This is a genomic window from Pseudarthrobacter sp. CCNWLW207, from assembly GCF_037203945.1.
GTDB lineage: Bacteria > Actinomycetota > Actinomycetes > Actinomycetales > Micrococcaceae > Arthrobacter.
The window spans coordinates 1-5,169 of the sequence record NZ_JBBCBS010000028.1 but is presented as its reverse complement, the minus strand read 5'-3'; the positions used below and the strand labels follow the sequence as shown (position 1 = coordinate 5,169).

The window sequence follows — 5,169 nt, the reverse complement described above, 5'->3', positions numbered from 1 at the left end:
GGCTACGGCGAAATCGCCGCCAACGAAGCCCTCGGCAAGCGCACCTTCGACAGCCTCAACTTCGCGCGCCCCCAACGCTTCGAGACGGTTTAACACACGCACCGACTATCCCCACCTTCCCAACATCGCCTATTGTTGACAATCTACAGGCCCTAAGAAAGTATGAAGCCATGGCAACTCTCAGTCCCCTCCTCAAGCAGGCCACTCCGGTCGTCGTCGACCATGCCTTCGGCAGCTGGATCCACGCAACTGACGGCAAGAAGTACCTCGATTTCACCACTGGAATCGGTGTTACCAGCACAGGTCACTGCCACCCTGATGTCGTAGCGGCTGCTCGTGAGCAGGTGGGCAAGATTGTCCACGCCCAGTACACCACCGTGATGCACAAGCCCTTGCTTGAGCTGACCGAAAAGCTGGGAGAGTTCCTGCCCTCGGGGCTGGACAGCGTTTTCTACGCGACCTCCGGCTCCGAGGCAGTAGAGGCCTCGGTCCGCCTGGCCCGGATGGCCACGGGGCGGCCCAACATCATCTCCTTCCACGGCGGCTTCCACGGTCGGACCGTGGGCGCCGCTTCGCTCACCACGGCCGGCACGAAGTTCCGTTCAGGCTTCTCCCCGCTCATGGGTGGAGTGCACATTGCGCCCTTCCCGCACTCCTACCGGTATGGCTGGGACGAGGAAACCGCCGTCACATTCGCGCTGAAGGAACTGGACCACCTCCTCCTGAGCATCAGCAGCCCGGCGGACACGGCCGGTTTCATCATCGAACCCGTCCTGGGCGACGGCGGCTACATCCCCACTCCCCCGGCGTTCCTCCAAGGTTTGCGCGAGCGGGCTGATCGCCACGGCATCGTACTCATCCTCGACGAGGTCCAGGCCGGTGTTGGCCGCACCGGAAAGTTCTGGGGCCACGACTGGGCAGGCATCACTCCCGACGTGGTGATCACCGCGAAGGGACTCGCCAGCGGCTTCCCCATCTCAGCCATCGCCGCCTCCACCGAACTGATGGACAAAGCCTGGGCAGGTTCACAGGGAGGCACCTACGGCGGAAACGCCGTCGCAGCCGCAGCCGGCGTCGCAACCCTGGGCGTCATCGAACGCGAGAACCTGGTGGAGAACGCCCTGGTACGGGGCAATGAACTGCGGGCAGGGCTCAACCAGCTCAAGACAGAATTTTCGGGAATCGGCAATGTCCGCGGCCGCGGCCTCATGCAGGGCGTCGAGTTTACCTCGCCGGACAACACCCCTGATTCCGCTACCGCCCTGGCAGTCCAGCAAGCAGCTATCAAGGAAGAACTGCTGCTCCTCACCTGCGGTCCGCACGGAAACGTCGTCCGCATCATCCCGGCGCTCAACGTCAGCAGCGACGAAATCCAAGCCGGCCTGACCAGGTTCACCCAGGCGCTGAAAACAGCCACCTCCTAATATCTCCCCTACCATTTTTGAAAGCGTGACATGAGCTCCTCATTCGACCCCTCAGGGCTTCACACGGAATTGTTCATCGATGGCGCCTGGCAGAAGGCCGCCAGCGGCGCCACTTTCCCGGTGGAGAATCCAGCTACCAACGAAATCATCGCCCACGTAGCCGACGGCGGGCCGGCAGATGCAGCCTTGGCGATCAAGGCTGCAGGCCAGGCCCAGGCGGCGTGGGGCAAGTCCACTCCCCGCGAACGTGCCGACATCCTGCGACGGGCTTTTGAACTGGTCATTGCCAACACCGACCACCTGGCGGCAATCATGACCGCGGAGATGGGCAAGCCCCTTGCCGAGGCACGGGGAGAAGTGGCCTATGGCGCCGAAATGCTCCGCTGGTTCTCCGAAGAAGCCGTCCGCATTGGCGGAGACCATGCCACCTCCGTTGACGGCAACACCCGGATCATGATCACGAAGGAACCGGTCGGCCCCTGCGTGCTGGTGACGCCGTGGAACTTCCCGTTGGCCATGGGCGCCCGCAAGATCGCCCCCGCCGTTGCGGCCGGTTGCACCATGGTCTTCAAGCCTGCCGAGCTGACCCCGCTGACGTCCCTTGCCCTGGTTCAGATCTTCAGGGAGGCAGGCCTTCCCGACGGCGTCCTGAACGTCGTCACGACCTCCAGCGCCTCAACTGTGGTGGGGGCCTGGACCAGCAGCGGCATTGCACGGAAGATCAGCTTCACCGGCTCCACCGAGGTGGGCAAGATCCTGCTGCGCCAGGCGGCCGACAATGTCATGCGCTCCTCGATGGAACTGGGTGGAAACGCCCCCTTCATCGTCCTCGCCGACGCCGACATCGAGAAGGCAGTTGATGGCGCGATGAAGGCCAAAATGCGGAACATGGGTGAGGCCTGCACTGCCGCGAACCGCTTCTTCGTCCACCGGTCAGTGGCGGAGGAATTCAGCGAGAAGTTCGCCAAGAAGATCTCCGAACTTCAGGTGGGTAACGGCGCGGTGTCGGGGACCGAGGTGGGTCCGCTGATCGAACAGAAGGGCCTGGACAAGGTCGAAAGCCTCGTGGCCGACGCGGTGTCCAAGGGTGCACGCATCCTGACGGGAGGAAGCCGTCCCGAAGGTCCGGGATACTTTTACACGCCCACTGTCCTGACGGACGTCTCATTGGACTCCGAGTTGATGAGCACCGAGATTTTCGGTCCGGTGGCAGCCATCACCCCGTTCGACAGCGAAGACGAAGTGCTTCGACTCGCCAACGACACCGAGTGGGGCCTGGTCGGCTACGTCTTTACTGAGAACATGGACAAGGCTCTCCGCTTCTCCGCAGAACTGGAAGTAGGCATGGTCGGACTGAACACCGGCCTTGTTTCCAATCCCGCAGCACCGTTCGGCGGTGTCAAGCAGTCGGGACTGGGGCGCGAAGGCGGCAAGATTGGCATCGAGGAATTTCTTGAGACCAAGTACACCGCCATAGCTGTCTAAAAGACGTGTAGCAGGCGAAAGAGTGAGATGAGGGGGATATCGATGGCGGCACCGGAAGGGCTCTTTGCACTGGAGGGAAGACCCACGGCGCAGCTGATCGCCGATCAGCTGCGGGAACAGATTGTTCAGGGCATGTTCGGTCCGGGAGAACAGATCAATGAATCTGTCTTGGCAAGCCAGCTAAACACTTCCAGGGGTCCAGTCCGTGAGGCGTTGCAGAGGCTGTGCCAGGAAGGGATCCTCGTCAGTCGGCGTAACCGGGGCGTTTTCGTCCTTGAGCTCACCACGGAAGACATCAGGGAGATCTATGCCGTACGTGAGGCTGTGGAATCAACTGCCGCGGACGCACTGCTGGACGCCGGTCCGGAACAGGTCAAGGACACCTGCCAGGTCTTAAAGGCCACCATCAGCGACATGGCAAAACAGGTTGCTGTTTCGGACTGGCAGGCGATTGCACGGCTGGATATGCAGTTCCACACCTCCCTCGTAGCCGGGGCTGGCAATACTCGCCTGATCCGGATATATCAAACCCTCGCAGCCGAATCGAGGATGTGCATTCTCAATCTGGCCGTCGCCTATCCCCGAATAGACGTCCTCGTGCAGGAACACCAACACATCCTCGATCTCCTGCAGGCAGGCCGTCGCGAAGAACTACACAAAGCCATCACACGGCACATGGAAACAGCCGTGGAGGATCTTACCGGGACAACGGAAGAGTAACCTCCCGAGATTCTCCTTATCCGCCATTCCGTAAGAGAAGGCCAGGTCCGCTTGGATCTGGCCTTCTCTTGTGCCGTCAACAAAGATAATCCCTGTAAATTGTCGACGATCTACCGCGAGGGTGGTTGCATAGTAGGTAAGGATTTGTGGCTCTGTTTTGGAAGGAGACTCCGACGAAGATGAGAATCAAGGTCCGGGTAGCCGGTGCAGGGTTGGCCGTTTTACTGGCGCTAACCGCCTGCGGGTCAAATGTTGGTAGCGATTCAGGTCAGGAAGGATCCAAGACATCGAATACGGCTGACATCTCGGAGGGCGTCCAGCCTGACGCTGCTGCTGTGGCACTTTTGCCGCAGTCCTATAAGGACAAGGGCGAACTGACGGTCGCGATGGACCTGCACTACCCGCCGACGACGTTCCTCGCGGAGGACAACACCACCCCGATCGGCCTGAACCCGGACATCGCCCGGCTCATTGCCAAAAAGCTTGACCTGAAGCTGAAGTTCGTGGACACGAAGTTCGACACGATCGTCCCGGGCCTGGACGGCGGCCGCTTCGACTTCACCGCCACGACCATGTCAAAGACCGAAGAGCGGCTCAAGGTCCTGGACATGATCGACTACTTCCAGGCTGGAAACTCCGTGGCAGCAGCCGCCGGGAACCCTTTGAACCTCACCGTTGAAACCCTGTGCGGGAAGAACATCGCCGTCACCCAAGGCTCCACCGGCCAGCTGTTGCGCCTTCCGGCCCTGAGCGAGCAGACCTGCACCTCCAAGGGCCAGCCGGCGATCAACGCCGTGACCCTGCCCAACATCCAGGACGCCCTGGTCCAGCTGCACTCCAAGCGGATCGACGGCATCCTCTACGACACGACCTCGCTCGCATGGGCCCAGAAGCAGCAGCCGGACTCCTTCACCCTCATCGGCCGGGTCAACGTCGGCAACAGCGACCTGACCGCCGTCGGCCTGAAAAAGGGCTCCCCGTTGACCCCGGCCATGCAGGCAGCGATCCAGTCCGTCCTTGAGACCCCGGAATACAAGAAGTCCCTCGAGAACTGGGGCCTGGAATCCGGAGCCATCACCGACGCCAAGCTCAATTAGAGGGACGCCGTGGAGAAATTCGTTCGTCAAGGAAGTGAGACCGCAATGAATGCGGTCGACCCGGCGCTCAAGCCAAGGCTCCGGCGACGAAGCACTTTCGAGTATGCCGCCTGGGTTGTGTGCAGCCTTTTGGCTTTGGGCATCCTGATCTCGGTATCAACCAACCCCAACTTCAAGTGGCATGTGGTTGCACGGTACTTTACCCACGAAACGATTCTCCGTGGTTTGATGCTGACGATCTTCCTCACGGTGGCCAGCATGGCCCTGGGAACGCTTCTGGGGCTGGTGCTGGCGATTATGAGGGGCTCGAGCATCAAGCCCCTCGCGGCCACGGCGGGCGTTTACATCACCCTTTTCCGGGGCACTCCGGTGCTGGTGCAGTTGATCTTCTGGTTCAACATCTCCGCGCTCTACCCGAACCTGACTATCGGGATCCCGTTCAC

5 protein-coding genes are annotated in these 5,169 nt (G+C 61.1%); all 5 read left to right on the top strand.

Annotated features, from left to right (window positions below):
* Nucleotides 1-170 precede the first annotated feature (170 nt).
* Nucleotides 171-1,424, top strand: a complete 1,254-nt coding sequence (locus V9L17_RS21160; RefSeq protein ID WP_337352785.1) for an aspartate aminotransferase family protein — start codon at nt 171-173, stop codon at nt 1,422-1,424.
* Nucleotides 1,425-1,454: 30 nt separating this feature from the next.
* The gene (locus V9L17_RS21155) at nt 1,455-2,909 is read left to right on the top strand and encodes an NAD-dependent succinate-semialdehyde dehydrogenase (protein WP_337352784.1); all 1,455 of its coding nucleotides are present in this window, start codon (nt 1,455-1,457) and stop codon (nt 2,907-2,909) included.
* Nucleotides 2,910-2,951: 42 nt separating this feature from the next.
* Nucleotides 2,952-3,629, top strand: a complete 678-nt coding sequence (locus V9L17_RS21150) for a GntR family transcriptional regulator (protein WP_337349249.1) — start codon at nt 2,952-2,954, stop codon at nt 3,627-3,629.
* Between the two features lie 335 nt (nt 3,630-3,964).
* A complete protein-coding gene (locus V9L17_RS21145) occupies nt 3,965-4,726 on the top strand; it encodes an ABC transporter substrate-binding protein (RefSeq protein WP_337352783.1) in 762 nt (253 codons plus the stop codon).
* A 45-nt stretch (nt 4,727-4,771) separates the two neighbouring features.
* Nucleotides 4,772-5,169 (top strand): ABC transporter permease subunit (locus V9L17_RS21140; protein WP_337352782.1); only part of this gene is annotated, 398 nt, incomplete at its 3' end.

Coding starts and splice junctions, on each gene's coding strand:
- V9L17_RS21160 (WP_337352785.1), top strand. CDS start 171: ATGGCAACTCTCAGTCCCCTCCTCAAGCAGGCCACTCCGGTCGTCGTC.
- V9L17_RS21155 (WP_337352784.1), top strand. CDS start 1,455: ATGAGCTCCTCATTCGACCCCTCAGGGCTTCACACGGAATTGTTCATC.
- V9L17_RS21150 (WP_337349249.1), top strand. CDS start 2,952: ATGGCGGCACCGGAAGGGCTCTTTGCACTGGAGGGAAGACCCACGGCG.